This window comes from Klebsiella sp. RHBSTW-00215, from assembly GCF_014103785.1.
Taxonomy (GTDB): Bacteria; Pseudomonadota; Gammaproteobacteria; order Enterobacterales; family Enterobacteriaceae; genus Klebsiella.
In genome coordinates, this window is sequence record NZ_JABXQS010000001.1 from 4339547 (window position 1) to 4359315 (window position 19769).

The 19769-nt window shown below is 58.2% G+C and carries 17 protein-coding genes and 1 pseudogene; 17 read left to right on the plus strand and 1 reads right to left on the minus strand.

Annotation, left to right across the window (positions count from 1 at the left end; genetic code table 11):
* Positions 1–11: 11 nt before the first annotated feature.
* The 16 genes and pseudogenes from paaD to HV127_RS20610 all read left to right on the plus strand — a co-directional run bounded on the left by paaD (position 12) and on the right by HV127_RS20610 (position 14987).
* Positions 12–512 carry a 1,2-phenylacetyl-CoA epoxidase subunit PaaD gene (paaD, locus tag HV127_RS20535; protein WP_182238326.1) on the plus strand — a complete coding sequence of 167 codons (501 nt, stop codon included), beginning with the start codon at positions 12–14 and terminating at the stop codon, positions 510–512.
* Positions 513–519: 7 nt separating this feature from the next.
* Complete coding sequence (gene paaE, locus HV127_RS20540) at positions 520–1590, plus strand: 1,2-phenylacetyl-CoA epoxidase subunit PaaE (protein ID WP_182238328.1); 1071 nt, start codon at positions 520–522, stop codon at positions 1588–1590.
* The gene (gene paaF, locus HV127_RS20545) at positions 1587–2354 is read left to right on the plus strand and encodes a 2,3-dehydroadipyl-CoA hydratase PaaF (protein ID WP_182238330.1); all 768 of its coding nucleotides are present in this window, start codon (positions 1587–1589) and stop codon (positions 2352–2354) included. The genes paaE and paaF overlap by 4 nt, the downstream gene beginning before the upstream one ends.
* A gap of 2 nt (positions 2355–2356) precedes the next feature.
* Positions 2357–3145 (plus strand): 2-(1,2-epoxy-1,2-dihydrophenyl)acetyl-CoA isomerase PaaG, encoded by a 789-nt coding sequence (gene paaG / locus HV127_RS20550; RefSeq protein ID WP_182238332.1) that lies wholly within the window; start codon positions 2357–2359, stop codon positions 3143–3145.
* A gap of 3 nt (positions 3146–3148) precedes the next feature.
* Complete coding sequence (locus HV127_RS20555) at positions 3149–4567, plus strand: 3-hydroxyacyl-CoA dehydrogenase (RefSeq protein WP_182238334.1); 1419 nt, start codon at positions 3149–3151, stop codon at positions 4565–4567.
* On the plus strand, positions 4560–4982 hold the full coding sequence (gene paaI, locus HV127_RS20560; protein WP_182238336.1) for a hydroxyphenylacetyl-CoA thioesterase PaaI: 423 nt from the start codon (positions 4560–4562) through the stop codon (positions 4980–4982). The genes HV127_RS20555 and paaI overlap by 8 nt, the downstream gene beginning before the upstream one ends.
* Complete coding sequence (gene pcaF, locus HV127_RS20565) at positions 4982–6187, plus strand: 3-oxoadipyl-CoA thiolase (protein ID WP_182238338.1); 1206 nt, start codon at positions 4982–4984, stop codon at positions 6185–6187. The genes paaI and pcaF overlap by 1 nt, the downstream gene beginning before the upstream one ends.
* Positions 6188–6215: 28 nt before the next feature.
* Positions 6216–7532, plus strand: a complete 1317-nt coding sequence (gene paaK, locus HV127_RS20570; RefSeq protein WP_182238340.1) for a phenylacetate--CoA ligase PaaK — start codon at positions 6216–6218, stop codon at positions 7530–7532.
* 144 nt (positions 7533–7676) lie between these two features.
* Complete coding sequence (paaX, locus tag HV127_RS20575) at positions 7677–8597, plus strand: phenylacetic acid degradation operon negative regulatory protein PaaX (protein WP_182238342.1); 921 nt, start codon at positions 7677–7679, stop codon at positions 8595–8597.
* A gap of 104 nt (positions 8598–8701) precedes the next feature.
* On the plus strand, positions 8702–9298 hold the full coding sequence (paaY, locus tag HV127_RS20580) for a phenylacetic acid degradation protein PaaY (protein ID WP_182238344.1): 597 nt from the start codon (positions 8702–8704) through the stop codon (positions 9296–9298).
* Positions 9299–9415: 117 nt separating this feature from the next.
* A complete protein-coding gene (locus tag HV127_RS20585) occupies positions 9416–10018 on the plus strand; it encodes a CDP-alcohol phosphatidyltransferase family protein (RefSeq protein WP_182238346.1) in 603 nt (200 codons plus the stop codon).
* Positions 10015–10932 (plus strand): phosphatidate cytidylyltransferase, encoded by a 918-nt coding sequence (locus tag HV127_RS20590; RefSeq protein ID WP_182238348.1) that lies wholly within the window; start codon positions 10015–10017, stop codon positions 10930–10932. The genes HV127_RS20585 and HV127_RS20590 overlap by 4 nt, the downstream gene beginning before the upstream one ends.
* Before the next feature lie 30 nt (positions 10933–10962).
* Positions 10963–12640, plus strand: a pseudogene (locus HV127_RS20595) (bifunctional alpha/beta hydrolase/class I SAM-dependent methyltransferase).
* The gene (locus HV127_RS20600) at positions 12630–13955 is read left to right on the plus strand and encodes a phosphatase PAP2/dual specificity phosphatase family protein (protein ID WP_182238351.1); all 1326 of its coding nucleotides are present in this window, start codon (positions 12630–12632) and stop codon (positions 13953–13955) included. The pseudogene HV127_RS20595 and the gene HV127_RS20600 overlap by 11 nt, the downstream one beginning before the upstream one ends.
* Complete coding sequence (locus tag HV127_RS20605) at positions 13931–14335, plus strand: hypothetical protein (protein WP_182238353.1); 405 nt, start codon at positions 13931–13933, stop codon at positions 14333–14335. The genes HV127_RS20600 and HV127_RS20605 overlap by 25 nt, the downstream gene beginning before the upstream one ends.
* A gap of 244 nt (positions 14336–14579) precedes the next feature.
* Positions 14580–14987, plus strand: coding sequence for a GFA family protein (locus HV127_RS20610; protein ID WP_182238355.1), 408 nt, complete (start codon positions 14580–14582; stop codon positions 14985–14987).
* Positions 14988–15024: 37 nt separating this feature from the next.
* On the opposite strand, the gene azoR is transcribed toward HV127_RS20610, so the two are convergent.
* Positions 15025–15630 (minus strand): FMN-dependent NADH-azoreductase, encoded by a 606-nt coding sequence (gene azoR / locus HV127_RS20615; protein ID WP_110274817.1) that lies wholly within the window; start codon positions 15628–15630, stop codon positions 15025–15027.
* Positions 15631–15832: 202 nt separating this feature from the next.
* Here azoR and hrpA point away from each other — a divergent pair, with 202 nt between their 5' ends.
* The gene (gene hrpA / locus HV127_RS20620) at positions 15833–19735 is read left to right on the plus strand and encodes an ATP-dependent RNA helicase HrpA (protein ID WP_182238357.1); all 3903 of its coding nucleotides are present in this window, start codon (positions 15833–15835) and stop codon (positions 19733–19735) included.
* Positions 19736–19769: the final 34 nt, after the last annotated feature.

Below are 19769 nucleotides of genomic sequence, written 5' to 3' on the forward strand. Positions count from 1 at the left end.
CGGAGGTCGCTATGCAACATATTGCCGCCATCGCACCCGCAGAGGTGCACACCGTTTGGGGATTGCTAAGCGCTATCCCCGACCCGGAAGTCCCGGTGCTGACCATTACCGACCTCGGCATGGTCCGCAGTGTAGATCGTCACGGCGACGTCTGGGTGATTGGCTTCACGCCAACCTATTCCGGCTGCCCGGCAACCGAACATCTGTTAGGTGAAATTCGCGCGATGATGACCGAGCACGGCTACACGCCGGTGCACATTGTGTTGCAGCTTGAGCCACCGTGGACCACCGACTGGATGAGCCCGGACGCCCGCGAACGCCTGCGCCAGTACGGCATCAGCCCGCCGCAGGCCCACGCCTGTCACGCCGACGAGATGCCGAAGGATGTGCTCTGTCCGCGCTGCGGCAGCACCCACACTTCGCTTATCAGTGAATTCGGTTCCACGGCCTGCAAAGCGCTGTATCGCTGCGAAAGCTGCCGTGAACCCTTTGATTACTTTAAATGCATTTGAGGTCGCGATGACAACATTTCATTCGCTTACCGTGGCAAACGTTGAGCCGGAAACCCGCGATGCGGTGACCATCACTTTTGCCATTCCCGACGCGCTGCGTAATCAATACGCGTTTCGGCCGGGCCAGCATCTGACGCTGAAAACTCGCCTTGGCGGCGAAGAACTACGCCGTTGCTACTCCATCTGCCGCAGCCGCTCGCCGTCTGAAATCAGCGTGGCGGTGAAAGCCATCGACGGCGGGCGTTTCTCGCGCTTTGCCCAGAGCGATATCCAGCAGGGCATGGCATTTGAGGTGATGGTGCCGCAGGGCCACTTCGGCTACCAGCCACAGGCTGAACGGCAGGCCGAATATCTGGCAATTGCTGCTGGTTCCGGCATCACGCCGATGATGGCGATAATCGAAGCCACGCTGACGATTGAACCCGACAGCCGCTTCACTCTGATTTACGGCAACCGTAGCAGCCACAGCATGATGTTCCGCCAGGCGCTGGCTGACCTGAAAGACCGCTATCCGCAGCGTTTACAGGTGATTCATCTGTTCAGCCAGGAGTCGATGGACAGCGACCTGTTACAAGGTCGCATTGACGGCGACAAACTGCGCGCGCTGTCTGAACATCTGCTCGATTTCAGCCGCTTTGACGACGCCTTTATCTGCGGTCCGTCGGCGATGATGGACGATGCTGAAACCACGCTGTGTGCGCTGGGGATGCCGGAAAAAGCCATTCACCTCGAGCGTTTCAATACGCCGGGAACCAGCGTCAAGCGCGCCACCGGCGTCCAGGCTGAAGGACGCACGGTCACGTTGCGTCAGGACGGTCGCGAACGTCTGATTTCCCTTTCAGCGGAAGACGACAGCATTCTCGACGCCGCGCTGCGCCAGGGTGCCGACCTGCCGTTTGCCTGCAAAGGCGGCGTCTGCGCTACCTGCAAATGCAAAGTGGTGCGCGGCGAAGTAGCGATGGCGGCGAACTACAGCCTCGAAGCCGATGAACTGGCGGCGGGTTATGTGCTGAGCTGTCAGGCGCTGCCGACCAGCGGCGATGTGATAGTCGACTTTGATGCGCGGGGGATGGCATGAGCGAACTGCTGATAACCCGTCACGACCGCGTTTTACAGCTAACTCTGAACCGTCCGCAGGCGCGTAATGCGCTGAATAACGCGTTGCTGACGCAGATTGCCGAGACGCTGGAAAGTGCTTCGGCAGACTCAAGCGTTAGCGTCTGCGTGATAAGTGGTAACCCGCGCTACTTCGCGGCGGGCGCGGATCTTAATGAAATGGCGGATAAAGACCTGCCCGCCACCTTTGACGATATTCGCCCGCGCTTATGGGCGCGTATCGATACCTTCAATAAGCCGCTGATTGCGGTGGTCAACGGCTATGCGCTGGGTGCGGGCTGCGAGCTGGCGCTGCTGTGTGACCTGGTGATTGCCGGAGATAACGCGCGCTTTGGTCTGCCGGAAATCACCCTCGGCACCATGCCGGGGGCGGGCGGCACCCAGCGCCTGATTCGTAGCGTCGGCAAAGGGCTGGCCAGCCGCATGGTGCTGAGCGGTGAAACCATTGGTGCCCTACGCGCGCAGCAGGCCGGGCTGGTCAGCGATATCCATCCGGCCAACCTTTCTGACGAATACGCGCTGAAACTGGCGGCGACGATTGCCCGCCACTCGCCGCTGGCGCTGCGTGCCGCCAAGCAGTCGCTGCGTCTGGCGCAGGAAGTGAGTTTGCAGGCTGGGCTAATGCAGGAGCGCCAGCTGTTTACGCTGCTCAGCGCCACCGAAGACCGTCGCGAAGGCATCGCTGCCTTTTTAGAAAAACGCACCCCAGCTTTCAAAGGACGTTAACCGTGGACGCATTCATTCTTAGCGATATCGACCAGGGCGTGATGACGATTACCCTGAACCGCCCGGACAGGCTCAACAGCTTTAACGACGCCATGCACCAGCAGCTCTCTGAATGTCTCAAGCAGGCCGAACGCGACGACACCATTCGCTGCCTGCTGATTACCGGTGCCGGACGCGGTTTTTGCGCCGGACAGGATCTGAACGACCGCAACGTCGACCCGAGCGGCCCCGCGCCGGATTTAGGTATGTCGGTGGAGCGTTTTTATAACCCGCTGGTGCGTCGCTTAGCCGCGCTGCCCAAGCCGGTGATTTGCGCGGTCAACGGCGTGGCGGCAGGCGCCGGTGCCACGCTGGCGCTGGGCTGCGATATCGTGCTGGCGGCGCGCTCCGCCAAATTTGTGATGGCGTTCAGCAAGCTCGGCCTGGTGCCGGACTGCGGCGGTAGCTGGGTGCTGCCGCGCGTCACCACCCGTGCCCGCGCCATGGGGCTGATGCTGCTGGGCGACAGCTTAAGCGCCGAACAGGCCGCGCAGTGGGGCATGATCTGGCAGCTGGTGGATGACGCGGAACTGAAAGACACCAGCCTGACGCTGGCGCGCCATCTGGCTTCCCAGCCCACCTACGGCTTAGGACTTATCAAAAAAGCGTTGCAGCTGGCAGAAACCAACTCCCTGGATGACCAGCTTGACGTCGAGCGCGATTTCCAGCGCCTCGCCGGGCGCAGCGACGACTACCGCGAGGGCGTCAGCGCCTTCCTAGGCAAACGTCCTCCACAGTTCAGCGGGAAATAAGCCATGACGCAAACACTTCACACGGTCGCCGTGATTGGCGGTGGCACCATGGGCGCGGGCATTATTGAGGTTGCCGCCAGCGCCGGGCATTCGGTGCTGCTGTATGACATTTCTGCTGAGGCGATTACCCGTGCTATCGACGGTATCGCTCAGCGTCTGGATTCCCGCGTCAGCCGCGGAAAAATCAGCGCTGAGCAGGCGCAGACGCTGCTGGCGCGTATCACGCCAGCAACTGAACTGAATCAACTTGCCGACGCACAGCTGGTGATTGAAGCGGCGTCCGAGCGCCTGGAGATCAAACAGGCACTGTTCAGCCAGCTGGCGGAGATTTGCTCCCCGTCGACGCTGTTGACCAGCAATACCTCGTCGATTTCCATCACCGCCATTGCCGCCGGAATCAAACACCCCGAGCGCGTGGCCGGGCTGCATTTCTTTAACCCTGCGCCGGTGATGAAGCTGGTCGAAGTGGTCAGCGGGCTGGCGACCTCAACGGAAGTGGTTGAGCAACTGTGCCAGTGCGTGAGCGCGTGGGGCAAACAGCCGGTGCGCTGCCGTTCAACGCCGGGCTTTATCGTCAACCGCGTGGCGCGTCCGTTTTATGCCGAAGCCTGGCGGGCACTGGAAGAGCAGGTGGCAGCACCTGAAGTGATTGACGCCGCATTGCGCGACGGCGGCGGGTTTCCGATGGGGCCGCTGGCTTTAACCGATCTTATCGGTCAGGACGTCAATTTTGCCGTGACCTGTTCAGTGTTTAACGCCTTTTGGCAGGACCGTCGTTTTCTGCCGTCGCTGCTGCAACAGGAGCTGGCCATCGCCGGACGTCTGGGGAAGAAAAGCGGTCACGGCGTCTATCGCTGGCCTGTGGAAGCACAACCGGAACTGGCGCTGGCTGCGCTATCAGCGCAATGTGCCGCAAAGAATATTGAGCGTGACGTTGTCACCGAATTAGACGAGGTGCTGCTGCTGGAAACCACTGGCGAAACCGCGCTGGCCTTAAGCGTCCAACACAATCGCCCGGTGGTGGTGTACGACTACGCGGCGGGCGACACGGTGGTGCTGGCAAGTGCCGCCACCAATCCGCAATCCGCTACCGACAAAGCGGTTTATTTCTTCCAGCAGCAGGGCAAAAAAGTGCTACGCATTGCCGACTACCCGGGCCTGCTGGTGTGGCGCACGGTGGCGATGCTGGCGAACGAAGCGCTGGACGCAGTGCAAAAAGGCGTCGCCAGCACCGAGGACATCGATACCGCCATGCGGTTGGGCGTCAACTACCCACAGGGCCCGATTGCCTGGGGCGAGTCGCTGGGCTGGGCGCGCGTGCTGCGCCTGCTGGAAAACTTACAACAACACTACGGCGAAGAACGCTATCGCCCGAGTGCGCTGCTGCGCGAAAAAGCGCTACTGGAGATGCGTCATGAGTAACAAAGCCTGGCGCAACGCTCGCGCCATGTACGAGAACGACACCTGTGCCAAAACGCTGGGTATCAAGATTATCGAAATGGACGAAGGTTTTGCGCAGATGACCATGGCGGTGTCACCGAACATGTTAAACGGCCATCAAACCTGCCACGGTGGACAATTATTTTCGCTCGCCGATACTGCATTCGCCTACGCCTGCAACAGCCAGGGGCTGGCGGCGGTGGCCTCTGCCGCCAGCATCGATTTTCTGCGTCCGGCCTTTGTTGGTGAGCTGCTGACCGCCACCGCGCGGGTCAAGCAGCAGGGCAAGCTGACCGGCGTCTATGACATTGAAATTATCAACCAGCAGCAAAAAATCGTGGCCCTGTTTCGCGGCAAATCGCACCGCATCGGCGGCACTATTACAGGAGAAGTCTAATGCGTGACGCGTTTATTTGTGACGGCATTCGTACCCCGATTGGTCGCTACGGCGGTGCGCTGGCCGGTGTGCGCGCCGACGATCTGGCGGCCATTCCGCTGCGGGAATTACTCAGCCGTAACCCCGCGCTTGACGCCAGCGCCATCGACGATGTGATTTTCGGCTGCGCCAACCAGGCCGGGGAAGATAACCGCAACGTGGCGCATATGGCGACGCTGCTGGCGGGCTATCCGCACTCTGTGCCGGGCACCACCATCAACCGCCTGTGCGGTTCCGGGCTGGACGCGATCGGCTTTGCCGCTCGGGCGATTAAAGCCGGTGATGCGGATCTGCTGATTGCCGGTGGCGTGGAATCCATGTCCCGTGCGCCGTTTGTGATGGGCAAAGCCACCACGCCATTCCAGCGTCAGGCGGAGATGTTCGATACCACCATCGGCTGGCGTTTTGTGAACCCGCTCATGCAGCAACAATTTGGAACTGACAGCATGCCGGAAACGGCGGAGAATGTAGCTGAATTGTTAAATATCAGCCGCGAAGACCAGGACGCCTTTGCTTACCGTAGCCAGCAGCGTACCGCCAAAGCGCAGCGCGACGGTATTCTGGCGCAGGAAATTGTGCCGGTGCAGATTATCGCCAAGAAGGGCGCGGTTAGCGCGGTGCGTGATGATGAACATCCGCGTGCGGAAACTACCCTCGAACAGCTTTCTCAACTGAAAACCCCGTTTCGCAAAGGCGGCGTGATCACCGCTGGCAACGCCTCCGGCGTGAACGATGGCGCGGCGGCGATGATCATTGCCAGCGCAGAACAGGCTAGTGCGCAGGGGCTGACGCCGCGAGCGCGCATCGTGGCGATGGCCACGGCGGGCGTGGAGCCGAAGTTTATGGGGCTGGGGCCGGTGCCCGCAGTGCGTAAAGTGCTGGAGCGCGCCGGGCTGAATATTAACGATATGGATGTGATTGAACTGAACGAAGCGTTTGCCGCTCAGGCGTTAGGCGTGATGCGCCAGCTCGGTCTGGCAGATGATGCTGAACACGTGAATCCCAACGGGGGCGCCATCGCCTTAGGCCACCCGTTGGGCATGAGCGGCGTGCGCTTAGTGCTGGCAGCAACGCTGGAACTGGAACGACGCAATGGACGCTATGCGCTGTGTACGATGTGTATTGGCGTGGGCCAGGGCATTGCCCTGATCCTCGAGCGAGTGTGAGCTAATTGACCTGCGGATACCCTACAAAATGACAACTACAACAACATTAGATCCGATTGAAACTGCATCGCGTGACGAATTAGAGGCTCTGCAAACCGAACGTCTGAAGTGGACGCTCAAACGTGCCTATGAAAATGTGCCGATGTATCGCCGTAAGTTTGACGCGGCGGGCGTTCACCCGGATGATTTTCGTGAGCTGAGCGATCTGAGCAAGTTTCCCTGCACCACTAAGCAGGACCTGCGTGATAACTATCCGTTCGACACCTTCGCGGTGCCGATGGAGCAGGTGGTGCGTATCCACGCGTCGTCCGGTACCACCGGTAAACCGACTGTCGTCGGCTATACGCAAAATGATATCGACACCTGGGCCAATATCGTGGCGCGCTCCCTGCGTGCGGCGGGCGGCACGGCGAAGGACAAAATCCACGTCGCCTACGGCTACGGCCTGTTTACCGGCGGCCTGGGCGCGCATTACGGCGCGGAACGTTTAGGGGCCACGGTGATCCCGATGTCCGGTGGACAAACCGAGAAACAGGCGCAGCTGATTCGTGATTTCAAGCCTGACATGATCATGGTGACGCCGTCTTACTGCCTGAATCTGATTGAAGAACTCGAACGCCAGATGGGCGGCGACGCGCGCGGCTGCTCGCTGCGTACCGGCGTCTTTGGCGCCGAGCCGTGGACGGCGGGAATGCGCGCCGAAATCGAGCGTCGTCTGGGGATTACCGCGCTGGATATTTACGGCCTGTCCGAAGTGATGGGGCCGGGCGTGGCGATGGAATGCATTGAAACCGGCGATGGCCCGACTATCTGGGAAGACCATTTCTTCCCTGAGGTGGTCAATCCGGACGATGGCACGCCGCTGTCCGACGGCGAGCATGGTGAATTATTGTTCACCACCCTGACTAAAGAAGCGCTGCCGGTGATCCGCTATCGCACTCGCGATCTGACGCGCCTGCTGCCGGGCACCGCCCGCACTATGCGCCGGATGGATCGCATCAGTGGGCGCAGCGATGACATGCTGATTATTCGCGGCGTCAACGTCTTCCCGTCGCAGCTGGAAGAAGAGATCCTCAAGATTGAACATCTGGCCCCGCATTACCAGCTGGAAGTGGATCGCCGTGGGCATCTTGATTCACTTTCCGTGCGCGTGGAGCTAAAAGAGAGCGGTCTGGCGCTGGACCATGAGCAGCGCTGTCAGATTTGCCACCATCTGCGCCATCGCATTAAGTCGATGGTCGGGATTTCCACCGACGTCAGCATCGTTAACTGTGGCAGCATTCCTCGCTCCGAAGGTAAGGCGTGCCGGGTGTTTGATTTGCGTAAAGCTGCCGCTAACGGTTAACACCTTTTCCCGGAGGCGGCGCGTTGCGCCTGTCCGGGCTACCCGATGTCTCAAGCTCGTAGCCCGGACAGGTGCGTAGCACCGCCTCCGGGATTTCCTGTGCTATGATTCAAAAAGGACAAAAATAACAACAGAATGAATCATATGGACAAACTCGATAGCTTTATTCAGCAGGCGGTGACTGCGATGCCGGTGAGCGGCACCTCGCTTATCGCCTCGTTATACGGCGACTGCTTATCCCAGCGCGGCGGGGAAGTGTGGCTCGGCAGCGTCGCGGCACTGCTTGAAGGACTCGGCTTTGGCGAACGCTTTGTGCGCACAGCGCTGTTTCGTCTCAATAAAGAGGAGTGGCTGGACGTGGTGCGTATTGGACGCCGCAGCTTTTACCGGCTGAGCGACAAAGGTCTGCGCTTAACCCGTCGCGCCGAGAACAAAATTTATCGCGCCAGCGCCCCGGAGTGGGACGGCACCTGGCTGCTGTTACTCTCGGAAGGGTTAGAAAGAAACACCCTCGCGGAAGTCAAAAAGCAGCTGATCTGGCAGGGGTTTGGCGCGCTGGCACCAAGCCTGCTGGCCTCGCCGTCGCAAAAGCTCGCCGACGTGCAGTCCTTGCTTCACGAAGCGGGAGTGGCGGAAAATGTTATCTGTTTTGAAGCCCATTCGCCGCTGGCGCTCTCCCGCGCTGCGCTGCGTGAACGGGTTGAAGAGTGCTGGCATCTGACCGAACAAAACGCCATGTATGAGGCGTTTATCACCCTGTTTCGTCCGTTGTTGCCGCTGCTGCGTGATGCCGAGGCGGACGAACTGACGCCGGAGCGTTGCTTCCAGATTCGTCTGCTGCTGATCCATTTTTACCGCCGCGTGGTGTTAAAAGATCCGCTGTTGCCAGAGGAGCTGCTGCCTGCTCACTGGCTGGGACAAACCGCGCGTCAGCTATGTATCAATATCTATCAACGTGTCGCACCCGGGGCACAGGCCTTTGTCAGTGAAAAAAGCGAAAGCTCGGTGGGCGAACTGCCTGCGCCGGGGCCGCTCTATTATCAACGCTTTGGTGGGTTAGCCTGAAAAAGAGCTAACTCTTTGCACTGCAGGGGAAAACATTGCCGCACTGTTCCCTCGCCCCTTTGGGGAGAGGGAGCAGACCGTGCTAATACGTAACAGGAGACGCCATGCCGATTTACCAGATGGACGGAATGATCCCCGTCGTACCTAACGAAAGCTACGTTCACCCAACTGCCGTGCTGATTGGCGATGTGATTCTCGGCAAAGGAGTTTACGTTGGCCCTAACGCCAGCCTGCGCGGCGACTTTGGTCGTATCGTGGTGAAAGATGGGGCGAACATTCAGGATAACTGCGTGATGCACGGTTTTCCGGGGCAGGATACGGTAGTGGAAGAGGACGGGCATATCGGCCACGGCGCGATCCTGCACGGTTGTGTGATTGGGCGTAATGCGCTGGTTGGCATGAGCGCGGTGATTATCGACGGCGCGACCATTGGTGAAAATAGCATTGTTGGCGCGTCGGCGTTTGTGAAGGCGCGGGCTGAGATGCCCGCTAACCATCTGATCGTCGGTAGCCCGGCGAAAGCGATTCGCAGCTTAACTGAGCAGGAGCTGACGTGGAAAAAGCAGGGCACCCGTGAGTATCAGGTGCTGGTAGAACGTTGCCAGAACACGCTTTTTGAGGTGCAACCGCTGAGCGAAGCAGAGCCCGACCGTAAGCGGCTGGAGTTTGATGAAAACCTGAAGCCGAAGTCGCAGCAGTAACATGAATCCGCGCCAGAGTCTGAATTAATTCTGAAACTGGCGTTGTTATAGTAAGCGCAGTGGCGGTCGGATAGCGCTCTGATGCAGTATGGTCCTTTGCCTTATCAAGGACTGATAATGACCCTCTACTGCGTGAAACCGACGTTTCAGGCGCTGTTGCGACCGCTAATGTTCTGCCTGGCGAAGAAACAGATCACCGCTAATCAGGTTACCCTGGCCGCGATGGCACTCTCATTTCTCACCGGCGGTCTGTTGCTGCTGTTCCCCAATCCCGAACTGTTCTGGCTCCTGCCGGTCGTGCTGTTTATCCGTATGGCGCTAAATGCGCTGGACGGCATGCTGGCCCGGGAATGTCATCAGAAGACCCGGCTCGGCGCGCTGTTGAATGAATTCGGCGATGTCTTATCCGATATCGCGCTCTATCTTCCCTTTATATTATTGCCTGGCAGCAGCCCGCTGCTGGTGCTGTCGATGTTATTTTTCACCGTTTTCAGCGAATTCGCCGGGGTTCTGGCGCAGGCGATTAACGGCGTGCGAAGCTATGCGGGCCCCATGGGTAAGAGCGATCGCGCGTTGGTGTTCGGCGCCTGGGGACTGGCGCTGAGCGGCTGGCCGGAGTTGATCGCGTGGTGCAATGTCGCGTGGGGGATTGTCACGCTGCTATTGATCTGGACCATCATCAACCGCTGTCGCAGCGTGCTTCCGGGGAATCACCCATGATGCTGCTGGAAAAATCGCTGGTCGCGGTCTTCGCCGTGCTGCTGCTGGCGACGCTGATTAATGGTCTGTTGGTCTGGTGCAAACCGAATAAAGACTGGCGCGAGCTGACCCTACGCATCCGCACCTGGTGGGTGATTGTCGTTCTCTTCTCTCTGGCGCTCATCAGTCCCCGCTGGCTGGCGTTAACCTTCTTTGCGCTGGTGAGCGTGCTGGCGTTAAAGGAGTTTCTGACGCTGGTGCCTGCGCGCGATGCCGACCGGATGCCCGTACTGTGGATGTTTATCGCTATCCCCATTAACTACGGGTTAATCGGCATCGACTGGTATGGGCTGTTCATTATTTTTATTCCGGTTAATGCCTTTCTCTTTTTGCCTGCCCGGATGGTGCTGGTGGGCGAGACTCAGGGCTTCTTACACAGTGCGGCTCAGTTGCACTGGGGATTGATGACCACCGTTTTTGCCGTGAGCCATGTTGCTTTTTTGCTAATACTTCCCGCCGACGGCCTGCAAACCGGCGCGCTGCTGGTGCTGTACCTTGTTGGGCTCACCGAATTTAACGATGTCGCGCAGTATCTGTGGGGCAAATCGTTGGGGCGCATCAAGGTGACGCCAAAAGTGAGCCCGAACAAGACGCTGGCCGGGCTGCTGGGCGGGATCGGCTCTACGACACTGGCCGCACTGCTGCTGGGACCGTTAATGACGCCGCTTGGCTGGGGGATGTCGCTGTTGGCGGGGGTAATCATCGGCGTCACCGGTTTTTGCGGTGATGTGGTGATGTCGGCCGTGAAGCGTGATATTGGCGTGAAAGATAGCGGCACGCTGCTGCCGGGCCACGGCGGCATTCTTGACCGACTTGATTCACTGATTTTTACCGCACCGGTGTTTTTCCACTTTATTCGCTATTTCTGCTACTAACGCTACGACGTACACAAGGATAAAAATCTCATGGTTGAGACTCGCATTGCGCAGGAACACCACTTTGCTACCAGCGACAACACGTCGCTGTTTTATCGCTACTGGCCGGCCCTTGCTGCGGGAGCACCGCGCAAAGTGATTGTGCTGTTCCATCGGGGGCACGAGCACTCCGGGCGTTTGCAGCATATCGTCGATGAGTTAGCCATGCCTGAGGCCGATTTTTATGCATGGGACGCACGCGGTCACGGGTGCTCCCCAGGAGCGCGCGGGTTCAGTCCCTCGCTGGCGCGCTCGGTGCGCGATGTCGATGAATTTGTTCGCTTTGCGGCGGCGAATTCTCAGGCGGACATGCTGGACGTTACGGTGATTGCACAAAGCGTTGGCGCGGTGCTGGCCGCCGCCTGGGCCCATGATTATGCGCCGAATATTCGCGGCCTGGTGCTGGCTTCGCCCGCGTTTAAGGTCAAGCTCTACGTCCCGTTCGCGCGCGCGGGTCTGGGATTGATGCACAAACTGCGCGGCCTGTTTTTTGTTAATTCCTATGTAAAAGGAAAATACCTGACGCACGACCCGCAGCGCGTGGCGAGTTTTAATCAGGACCCGCTGATTGCGCGGGCGATTGCGGTCAATATTTTGCTCGATCTCTACCGCACGGCGGAGCGGCTGGTGAGCGATGCGGCGGCAATCACCTTACCGACGCTGATGCTGGTTTCCGGTGCGGATTATGTGGTTCACCGTAAGCCGCAGCGTGATTTTTACCAGCGTTTGCGTCACCCGCTGAAAGAAATGCATGTGCTGCCCGGTTTTTATCACGATACCTTGGGTGAGCGCGACCGCGCGCTGGAGTCCGGGGGCGGATAGCTGGCGGCAATTGAACGGCGGCCCGGAGCCTTACTCTTTCGACGATTTTGCTTACCGTGGTCTGCGTTATGCGATGAGGATGCTGGGGACTCAATCCGCCGGTGTACGTCTGGGTTTTACAACCGGTTTTGACTCTGGCAGCACCCTCGATTACGTCTACCGTAACCAGCCGCAGGGCAGCAGCTGGCTGGGGCGACACATCGACAAGAATTACCTGAATAGCGTTGGCTGGCGCGGTATTCGTCAGCGTAAGGTCCATCTCCAGCAGTTGATTCAGCAAGCAGTGGCGCAACTCTCAGCACAAGGCATGCCGGTGCGGGTGGTGGATATCGCCGCCGGACATGGGCGCTACGTGCTCGATGCGCTGGAGGCAGAAACGACGGTAAGCGACATTTTGCTGCGTGATTACAGCGAGCTGAACGTTGAGAAAGGCCTGCAGATGATCGCGGAACGCGGTATGTCAGCCCGCGCGCGCTTTGAGCAGGGCGATGCCTTTAACCGCGCGGAGCTGGCGGCGCTGGAACCGAAACCGACGCTGGGCATTGTCTCCGGGCTGTACGAGCTGTTCCCGGAAAATGCGCCGGTGCGTGAGTCGCTAAAAGGCCTTGCGCAGGCTATCCCGCCTGGTGGGGTGCTGATTTATACCGGCCAGCCGTGGCACCCGCAGTTAAAAACCATCGCCTGGTCGCTGACCAGCCATAAAGATGGCAAAGCGTGGGTGATGCGGGTGCGTACCCAGGGCGAAATGGATGCTCTGGTGCACGAAGCGGGCTTTGAGAAATGTACGCAGCTGATTGACGAGTGGGGGATTTTCACCGTTTCCATGGCGGTGCGTCGTGATGACTGAACGTCGTAAGGTCATGCTGCAGGCGGTTGGCTGGTTACTCTTTTTGGCTCCGTTTTTCTTCTTCACCTACGGCAAGCTGAATCTGTTTACCGCCTTTCGCGATGCTCAGCACCATGACGTTGGTAGCATCGTGTTTGGTTGGGAGTCGGCGATCCCCTTTATTCCGTGGAGCATTATTCCTTACTGGAGTCTGGATCTGTTTTACGGGCTGTCGCTGTTTGTCTGTGCGACGCGTTTTGAGCAGCGGCGGCTGGTGCACCGCCTGGTGTTAGCTTCGGTTCTCGCCTGCGTCGGATTTGCACTTTTCCCCTTGCAGTTTAGCTTTACGCGCCCGCCGGTTTCCGGCGCGGCGGGCTGGTTGTTCAGCCAGCTTGAGCAGTTTGACTTACCGTATAATCAGTCGCCATCTCTGCATATTATTCTCTGCTGGCTGCTGTGGCGTCATTTCAGCCGCCACCTTTCCGGCGGCTGGTGCAGGCTATGCAGTGGTTGGTTTTTACTGATTGCGGTTTCGGTACTGACCACCTGGCAGCATCATTTCATTGATATTGTGACCGGGCTTGCGGTGGGGATGTTAATCGACTGGATGGTGCCTTATCAAAGCCGCTGGCGCTGGCAGCAGCCGGATATAGCCCACTTCAGGCTGGCGCGGTATTACTTGCTGGGTTTTGTCCTCTGCGTATTGATCGCAATGCTGTTAATACATTGGTCCGTTTGGCTGCCGATCGTGCTGCTTTGGCCGATGCTGGCGCTGCTGATTGCCGGACGCGGCTATGGTGGGTTTGGCGCGGCGACTATGGGCAAAGATGAGCAGGGGCGACTGCCGCCAGCTGTGTACTGGTTGACGCTCCCGTGGCGCGCTGGCATGTGGTTGTCGATGTGTTGGTTCACACGCCGTCTGCCGCCGGTAAGCGCCATCGCTGCGGGCGTTTACCTCGGCAGCTATCCGCGTCTCCCGCCTGAACAACATGTGGTGCTGGATCTGACCTGTGAATTTCCGCGCAGCCGCGCCACGTTATCACGCGCCTATTATTGCGTACCGATGCTGGATCTGGTGCCGCCGGAGGAAGCCGAGCTGCGGCTGGCGGTGGCGATGCTGGAAACACTGCGCGAGGAGCAGGGTTCGGTGCTGGTTCACTGCGCGTTGGGATTGTCGCGCAGCGCGATGGTGGTGGCAGCATGGCTCTTGTGCTACGGCCATGTGGCAACGGTAGAGCAGGCGGTTTCCTCTCTGCGCCGAAGTCGCCCGCAGGTGGTGCTGACGAATGAACATATGGAGAAGCTACGGCAATGGCAGCAGAAAGTGACAATGTAACAACTGAGGCGGATCTTCAGCATCGTTTACTTCAGCACACGCTGGCCAGCTGGCGTTATCTGCTGCTGTTTGCTACTCCGCCATTGCTATGGGCGATGTTTATCGCGCCACCGGGCGTGATGCGCGCCGTCATCGTGTTGCTATGCGGGATCGTTTTTTTTGGCTGCTGGCGAATCTGGCTGGATGCACGTTATTTCACGCTCATCACGCAGGAGAATAACGAGCATGTCGGAGAGGCGCTGGCTTTTATCTGGCGGCGCGCAAGGTTGCGTGAACTGACGTTTATCGAGCGCCAGCAGGGCGTACTCAAACAGCTTCGCCGAACGCTGATGGCTGTCGCCGCAACGTGGGTGATGTGGTTAGTGGCATTAGTGGTTTGATATAAAAATCTGGTTGGGAATGAATCCCGGAGGCGGCGCGATGCGCCTGTCCGGGCTACAGACGGGCGCTGGTTTTGTAGCCCGGACAGGTGCGCAGCACCGCCTCCGGGGAAACGGCAAACCGCAACGTAGATGATGTTGATACTGGCATTAATGGCGTGAATGGTTAAGTATGTTCGCAGGCTGTTCTTTACATTCACCCTAATACAGGCTGTACGACCAATGCCTGAAGAGAGAAGACGCTATGGCTGAAAAACTGTCCGCTCAGTGCCACTGCGGCGCGGTGGCATTTACCGTTGAACTCAGCGATGGATTCAATACCATTCGGCGCTGCAACTGTTCGTACTGTCGGATGCGGGGAGCGGTGGCGGTCTCTGCTCCGCTTGCAGGAATCGATATATTACGTGGACGAGATAAGCTCACGGAGTATCGCTTTAATACTGGCGAAGCCGTGCACTTTTTTTGCTCGGTGTGCGGGATCTACACTTTTCATCAGCGGCGTTCGAATCCGCAGCAGTATGGTGTGAATGTGGCGTGCATTGAAGGGGTATCGCCTTTCGATTTTCCTTGCGTTGAGGTGAGCAATGGGATCAATCATCCAAAGGATGGGGGCGGCGGCGTGGCGGGGTATTTGCGCTACGAGAAAAAGTAAAATATGCCTCCCGCAGTGAAGCGGGAGGCGTTCAGCCTTATGCAGCAACAACGCTGTCGATGGCGGCTTTTGCGTCAGACTGCGCTTTGGAAGCCACTTCCGGACCGTAAGCGATACCTTCAGCGAACACGAAGTTCACGTCGGTGATGCCGATAAAGCCCAGGAAGGTAGACAGGTACGGCGTCACCAGGTCCGTCGGGGTATCTTTATGGATGCCACCGCGGCTGGTCACAACAACGGCGCGTTTACCAGTGACCAGACCTTCCGGACCTTTCTCGGTGTAACGGAAGGTCACGCCAGCGCGCGCCACCAGGTCGAAGTAGTTCTTCAACTGGGTTGGGATGTTGAAGTTGTACATCGGCGCGGCGATAACAATCACATCGTTTGCCTGCAGTTCAGCGATCAGCTCATCAGAAAGCGCGAGGGCTTCCTGCTGACGCGGAGTCAGCGGCGCATCGCTCGGACGCAGAGCACCAACCAGTTCGCCATCCAGTACCGGAATCGGATTTGCTGCCAGGTCGCGCACGGTGATAACGTCTTCAGCGTGCTTTTCACGCCATTGTTCAACAAAATAGTCGGACAGCTGACCAGATTGCGAGTACCCTGCCAGAATACTGGATTTCAGAACTAATACCTTGCTCATGGGTGTTTCCTTTTAATGTGATTGACGGGCTGATGCCCTGGTGCTTGTTGACACTGTATTCACAATCATGCCACAGAGAAAGCGTAATAAATCGAACTCTGTGTTCAGTTTTTTTGAACAAGGCACAAAATGTGCGGATGTGGTACTCTAACGCGATACTTCAAAAGAGATTTTTCCCGGCAGTGCGCTGCCCGATAACGCTATGACAGAACAACAAAAAATCACCTTCTCACAGCTCCTGCAACGGCTTGATGGCCTGATGTTGCGCGATAAACCGCGCTTCGCCCGTCGCCTGCACGGCGTGAAGAAGGTTAAAAATCCTGAAGCTCAACAGGCCATTCTTCAGGAGATGGCGCAAGAAATTGAACAGGCGGCAGGGAGAGTCCTGCTGCGCGAAGCCGCCCGACCAGATATTACCTATCCGGAAAACCTGCCGGTCAGCCAGAAAAAACAAGAGATTCTCGAAGCCGTACGCGACCACCAGGTGGTGATCGTGGCGGGTGAGACCGGTTCCGGTAAAACCACTCAGTTGCCGAAAATCTGTATGGAGCTGGGGCGCGGCGTCAAAGGTTTAATTGGCCATACGCAGCCGCGTCGTCTGGCGGCGCGAACCGTCGCTAACCGTATTGCTGAAGAGCTGCAAACGGAACCGGGCGGCTGTATTGGCTATAAAGTCCGCTTCAGCGACCACGTTAGCGACAACACGATGGTCAAGCTGATGACCGACGGTATTCTGCTGGCAGAGATCCAGCAGGATCGACTGCTGATGCAGTACGACACCATCATCATCGATGAAGCGCATGAGCGCAGCCTGAATATCGACTTTCTGCTCGGCTACCTGCGTGAACTGCTGCCGCGTCGTCCTGATCTGAAAATCATCATCACTTCGGCGACCATCGACCCGGAACGCTTTTCGCGCCACTTTAATAACGCGCCGATTATCGAAGTATCCGGGCGAACTTATCCGGTGGAAGTGCGCTATCGGCCAATCGTTGAAGACGCCGACGACACCGAGCGCGATCAGCTACAGGCGATTTTCGACGCCGTTGATGAGCTGGGGCGTGAAAGTGCCGGCGATATCCTGATCTTTATGAGCGGCGAGCGTGAAATTCGCGATACCGCCGATGCGCTCAATAAGCTAAATCTGCGTCATACGGAAGTGCTACCGCTGTATGCGCGGCTTTCCAATAGCGAACAGAACCGCGTGTTCCAGGCTCATAGTGGGCGGCGGATCGTGCTGGCGACCAACGTCGCGGAAACCTCGCTGACCGTACCGGGTATCAAGTACGTTATCGACCCGGGTACCGCGCGTATCAGCCGCTACAGTTTCCGCACCAAAGTGCAGCGTTTGCCGATCGAGCCGGTTTCACAGGCCTCCGCTAACCAGCGAAAAGGCCGCTGTGGTCGCGTGTCGGAAGGAATCTGTATTCGTCTCTATTCGGAAGATGACTTCCTGTCGCGCCCGGAGTTTACCGACCCGGAAATTCTGCGTACCAACCTGGCGTCCGTTATCCTGCAAATGACCGCGCTGGGGCTGGGCGATATCGCCGCGTTTCCGTTTGTTGAAGCGCCGGATAAGCGCAATATTCAGGACGGCGTGCGCCTGCTGGAAGAGCTCGGGGCGATTACAACCGACGAGCAGCAGACTGCGTATAAGCTCACGCCAATGGGCCGCCAGCTCAGCCAGTTACCGGTCGATCCGCGTCTGGCGCGGATGGTGCTGGAAGCGCAAAAACACGGTTGCGTGCGCGAGGCGATGATTATCACCTCGGCACTCTCCATTCAGGACCCGCGCGAGCGGCCGATGGATAAACAGCAGGCATCCGATGAGAAACACCGCCGTTTCCACGACAAAGAGTCTGACTTTCTGGCGTTTGTAAACCTGTGGAACTACCTCGGCGAACAGCAGAAAGCGCTGTCATCGAATCAGTTCCGCCGACAGTGCCGGGTCGATTTCCTTAACTATCTGCGCGTGCGCGAGTGGCAGGATGTTTACACCCAACTGCGTCAGGTGGTCAAAGAGCTGGGTATTCCGGTTAACAGCGAACCCGCTGAATATCGGGAAATTCACGTTGCGCTGCTGACCGGTTTGCTGTCGCATATTGGCATGAAAGACGCCGATAAGCAGGAGTTTACTGGCGCGCGTAATGCGCGTTTCTCCATCTTCCCCGGTTCCGGACTGTTTAAGAAACCGCCGAAGTGGACGATGGTTGCTGAACTGGTGGAGACCAGCCGTCTGTGGGGGCGCATTGCCGCGCGTATTGACCCGGAATGGGTTGAACCGGTGGCGCAGCATCTGATTAAACGCTCGTACAGCGAACCGCACTGGGAGCGCGCGCAGGGCGCGGTGATGGCGACCGAAAAGGTCACCGTTTACGGCCTGCCGATTGTTGCCGCGCGTAAGGTGAATTACAGCCAGATTGACCCTGCTCTGTGCCGCGAGCTGTTTATCCGCCACGCGCTGGTGGAGGGCGACTGGCAGACGCGTCACGCCTTCTTCCGCGACAACCTGAAGCTGCGCAACGAAATCGAAGAGCTGGAGCATAAATCGCGCCGCCGCGACATTCTCGTCGATGACGAAACGATGTTTGAGTTCTACGACCAGCGAATCAGCCATGACGTTGTCTCCGCGCGCCACTTCGATAAGTGGTGGAAACTGGCGAGTCGCGAGACGCCGGATCTGCTCAACTTTGAGAAGAGCATGCTGATTAAAGAGGGGGCGGAGCAGGTCAGCAAGTTGGACTATCCGAACTTCTGGCATCAGGGCAACCTGAAGCTGCGTCTCACCTATCAGTTTGAACCGGGTGCCGACGCCGACGGCGTGACGGTGCATATTCCGCTGCCTTTATTAAATCAGGTCGAAGACGCCGGATTTGAATGGCAGATCCCCGGTTTACGTCGCGAGCTGATTATCGCGCTGATTAAATCGCTGCCGAAGCCGGTTCGCCGCAACTTCGTCCCCGCGCCCAACTATGCGGAAGCGTTTTTAGGCCGCGCGACGCCGCTGGAGTTGCCGCTGCTGGATTCTCTTGAGCGGGAACTGCGCCGGATGACCGGGGTGACTATCGACCGCGAGTCCTGGCAGTGGGATCAGGTGCCCGATCACCTGAAAATCACCTTCCGGGTAGTGGATGATAAGAACAAGAAGCTGCAGGAAGGGCGTTCGCTCCAGGAGCTGAAGGATGCTCTGAAGGGCAAAGTGCAGGAGACGTTGTCCGCAGTCGCTGATGACGGTATCGAGCAGAGCGGGCTGCATATCTGGAGTTTTGGCACCCTCGCGGAGAGCTATGAGCAGAAGCGCGGCAATTATAAAGTGAAAGCGTGGCCCGCGCTGGTGGACGAACGCGACAGCGTGGCGATCAAGCTGTTTGATAATCCGCTGGAGCAGCAGCAGGCAATGTGGCGCGGTCTGCGTCGTTTACTGCTGCTGAACATTCCGTCGCCAATTAAGTATCTGCACGAGAAGCTGCCGAACAAAGCCAAGCTGGGGCTCTATTTCAACCCGTACGGTAAGGTGCTGGATCTGATTGATGACTGTATTTCCTGCGGCGTCGATAAGCTGATCGATGAAGCGGGGGGGCCGGTGTGGACGGAAGAGGGCTTTGCCGTACTGCATGAAAAAGTGCGCGCCGAGCTGAACGAGACGGTGGTGGAAATCGCCAAACAGGTCGAGCAGATTCTGACCGCGGTATTTAACGTCAACAAGCGTCTGAAAGGCCGCGTGGATATGACCATGGCGCTGGGGCTGTCGGATATCAAATCGCAGATGAGCGGGCTGGTTTATCGCGGTTTCGTTACCGGCAACGGTTTCCGCCGTCTGGGCGACACGCTGCGCTATCTGCAGGCGATTGAAAAACGTCTGGAGAAAATGGCTATCGATCCACATCGCGACCGCGTGCAGATGTTGAAGGTAGAGAGCGTCCAGCAGGCGTGGCAGCAGTGGCTGAATAAGCTGCCGCCTAACCGTTGCCAGGATGACGACGTGCAGGAAGTTCGCTGGATGATCGAGGAACTGCGCGTCAGCCTGTTCGCCCAGCAGCTCGGCACGCCGTACCCGATATCTGACAAGCGAGTTCTGCAGGCGATGGACGCAATCGTGGCCTGATGTCGTGATAATGGCGTTTTCATTCTCTTTTCGG

What these genes read in the sequence shown, in the direction of transcription:
- paaD (WP_182238326.1), top strand. Translation starts at nt 12, where the DNA reads ATGCAACATATTGCCGCCATCGCACCCGCAGAGGTGCACACCGTTTGG.
- paaE (WP_182238328.1), top strand. Translation starts at nt 520, where the DNA reads ATGACAACATTTCATTCGCTTACCGTGGCAAACGTTGAGCCGGAAACC.
- paaF (WP_182238330.1), top strand. Translation starts at nt 1,587, where the DNA reads ATGAGCGAACTGCTGATAACCCGTCACGACCGCGTTTTACAGCTAACT.
- HV127_RS20555 (WP_182238334.1), top strand. Translation starts at nt 3,149, where the DNA reads ATGACGCAAACACTTCACACGGTCGCCGTGATTGGCGGTGGCACCATG.
- paaI (WP_182238336.1), top strand. Translation starts at nt 4,560, where the DNA reads ATGAGTAACAAAGCCTGGCGCAACGCTCGCGCCATGTACGAGAACGAC.
- pcaF (WP_182238338.1), top strand. Translation starts at nt 4,982, where the DNA reads ATGCGTGACGCGTTTATTTGTGACGGCATTCGTACCCCGATTGGTCGC.
- paaK (WP_182238340.1), top strand. Translation starts at nt 6,216, where the DNA reads ATGACAACTACAACAACATTAGATCCGATTGAAACTGCATCGCGTGAC.
- paaX (WP_182238342.1), top strand. Translation starts at nt 7,677, where the DNA reads ATGGACAAACTCGATAGCTTTATTCAGCAGGCGGTGACTGCGATGCCG.
- paaY (WP_182238344.1), top strand. Translation starts at nt 8,702, where the DNA reads ATGCCGATTTACCAGATGGACGGAATGATCCCCGTCGTACCTAACGAA.
- HV127_RS20585 (WP_182238346.1), top strand. Translation starts at nt 9,416, where the DNA reads ATGACCCTCTACTGCGTGAAACCGACGTTTCAGGCGCTGTTGCGACCG.
- HV127_RS20590 (WP_182238348.1), top strand. Translation starts at nt 10,015, where the DNA reads ATGATGCTGCTGGAAAAATCGCTGGTCGCGGTCTTCGCCGTGCTGCTG.
- HV127_RS20605 (WP_182238353.1), top strand. Translation starts at nt 13,931, where the DNA reads ATGGCAGCAGAAAGTGACAATGTAACAACTGAGGCGGATCTTCAGCAT.
- HV127_RS20610 (WP_182238355.1), top strand. Translation starts at nt 14,580, where the DNA reads ATGGCTGAAAAACTGTCCGCTCAGTGCCACTGCGGCGCGGTGGCATTT.
- azoR (WP_110274817.1), bottom strand. Translation starts at nt 15,630, where the DNA reads ATGAGCAAGGTATTAGTTCTGAAATCCAGTATTCTGGCAGGGTACTCG.
- hrpA (WP_182238357.1), top strand. Translation starts at nt 15,833, where the DNA reads ATGACAGAACAACAAAAAATCACCTTCTCACAGCTCCTGCAACGGCTT.